1 protein-coding gene is annotated in these 2,801 nt (G+C 63.7%); it reads right to left on the bottom strand.

The genetic code is table 11. From position 1 onward, the window contains the following. A partial coding sequence (gene rpoC / locus AC1VAN_RS17345) for a DNA-directed RNA polymerase subunit beta' (protein ID WP_480986297.1) occupies positions 1 to 2,801 on the bottom strand: 2,801 nt, incomplete at both ends.

The raw sequence follows: 2,801 nt of genomic DNA on the forward strand, positions 1-2,801 counted from the left end.
CTTCGTGCTCCGAACCATCGGTGTCCTTGATGATCAGGCGCTGCTTGCCCTTGGTGTCCTTGCCGAAGCTGATGATGCCCGAACGCTCGGCCAGCACTGCCGGATCCTTCGGCTTGCGGGCTTCGAACAGATCGGCCACGCGCGGCAGACCRCYGGTGATGTCGCGGGTCTTCGACGCTTCCTGCGGGATCTTGGCAACCACGTCACCCACGCCGACGGCAGCGCCGTCCTGCAGGTTGACGATCGAGCGCGGCGGCAGCAGGTACTGCGCCGGCAGGTCGGTGCCCGGAATCGACAGGTCGTTGCCCTTGCCATCGACGATGCGGACGATCGGGCGCAGATCCTTCGCCTGGGCGCCGCGGCGCTTCGGGTCGGTGATTTCGCGCGACGCCAGGCCGGTCAGCTCATCGGTCTTCTCGATGACGGTAATGCCGTCGACGAAGTCGATGAAGCGGATGAAACCGGCCACTTCCGAAACGATCGGATGGTTATGCGGATCCCAGTTGGCCACGGTCTGGCCAGCCTTGACCGCATCACCGTCCTTGGAGGTGATGGTCGCACCGTACGGCAGCTTGTAACGCTCACGCTCACGGCCGTGCGCATCGAGCACCGACATTTCACCCGAGCGCGACACCGCGACCAGCGAGCCGTTGGCATGGGCAACCGACTTGAGGTTGCTGAACTTGACCGAGCCGGTGGTCTTGACGGTGATGTTGTCGACCGCAGCAGCTCGCGATGCCGCACCACCGATGTGGAACGTACGCATCGTSAGCTGSGTRCCCGGYTCACCGATGGACTGCGCGGCGATGACGCCGACCGCTTCACCGATGTTGACCAGGTGGCCACGGGCCAGGTCGCGGCCGTAGCAGCGAGCGCAGACGCCGAAGGCCGATTCGCAGGAGATCGTCGAGCGGACCTTGATGGTCTGCACGCTGGCTTCTTCAAGCTTGGCGACCCAGGCTTCGTCGAGCAGGGTGTTGCGGGTGACGATCGGATCTTCGTCGTTGCCCGGCAGGAACACGTCCTCGGCAACCACGCGACCCAGCACGCGATCCTTCAACGGCTCGACCACGTCGCCGCCTTCAACGATCGGAGTCATGATCAGGCCTTCGGTGGTACCGCAGTCCACCTCGGTGATCACCACGTCCTGCGCCACGTCGACCAGACGACGGGTCAGGTAACCCGAGTTCGCGGTCTTCAGCGCGGTATCGGCCAGACCCTTACGGGCACCGTGGGTGGAGTTGAAGTACTCCTGCACGTTCAGGCCTTCGCGGAAGTTCGCCTTGATGGGCGTCTCGATGATCGAGCCATCGGGACGGGCCATCAGGCCACGCATGCCGGCCAGCTGACGGATCTGCGCCTGGCTGCCTCGTGCACCGGAGTCGGCCATGATGTACAGGGAGTTCATCGACTTCTGGTCGATGGTCTCGCCCTTGGCATTGATGACCTTCTCGGTACCGATGGTGTCCATCATCGCCTTGGCGATGCGCTCATTGGTGCGCGACCAGATGTCGACCACCTTGTTGTAGCGCTCGCCGGCGGTGACCAGGCCCGACTGGTACTGCTCCTGGATTTCCAGCACTTCGGCTTCGGCCTCGGTGAGGATGCCCTTCTTCTCGTCCGGGATCAGCATGTCGTCGATGCCGATCGAGACGCCGGCGCGGGTCGCGTAGGCGAAGCCGGTGTACATCAGCTTGTCGGCGAACACGACCGTGTCCTTCAGACCCAGCTGGCGGTAGCTGGAGTTGATCAGGCGGCTGATGTTCTTCTTGGTCAGCTCGGTGTTGGCCAGCGCGAACGGCAGGCCTTCCGGCAGGATTTCAGCCAGCAGGGCGCGACCGATGGTGGTATCCACGATCGAGGTCTTGCTCTGCTTGTTGCCTTCCTCGTCGGTCACCACCTCGGTGATGCGGACCTTGACGCGCGCGTGCAGTTCCACCACGCGGTTGTCGTAGGCGCGCTTGACTTCGGCGATGTTGGCGAAGGCCATGCCCTCGCCCTTCTTGTTTTCCAGCGAGCGGGTCATGTAGTACAGACCCARYACRACGTCCTGCGACGGMACGATGATYGGCTCRCCGTTGGCYGGCGACAGRATGTTGTTGGTGGACATCATCAGCGCACGCGCTTCCAKCTGSGCTTCCAGCGAMAGCGGSACGTGSACRGCCATCTGGTCACCGTCGAAGTCGGCGTTGAACGCSGYGCAGACSAGCGGGTGCAGCTGGATSGCCTTGCCTTCGATCAGSWCCGGCTCGAASGCCTGGATGCCCARRCGGTGCAGSGTCGGCGCRCGGTTCAGCAKSACCGGATGCTCGCGGATSACCTCTTCSAGGATGTCCCAGACTTCGGCTTCTTCGCGCTCGACCAGCTTCTTGGCGGCCTTGATGGTGGTGGCCAGGCCACGACGCTGCAGCTTGGCAAACACGAACGGCTTGAACAGTTCGAGCGCCATCTTCTTCGGCAGGCCGCACTGGTGCAGGCGCAGGTACGGACCGACCACGATGACCGAACGGCCCGAGTAGTCGACGCGCTTGCCSAGCAGGTTCTGRCGGAAACGACCSYKCTTGCCCTTGATCATGTCGGCCAGSGACTTCAGCKGGCGCTTGTTGGTGCCGGTGATGGCACGGCCGCGACGGCCGTTGTCCAGCAGCGMRTCGACYGMTTCCTGCARCATSCGCTTTTCRTTGCGCACGATGATGTCCGGCGCSYTCAGYTCSAGCAGGCGSYKCAGGCGGTTGTTGCGGTTGATGACGCGGCGGTACAGGTCGTTCAGRTCGGAGGTCGCGAAGCGGCCACCATCCAGC

The sequence above is a fragment of the Stenotrophomonas sp. 05L44_2 genome (genome assembly GCF_056665995.1).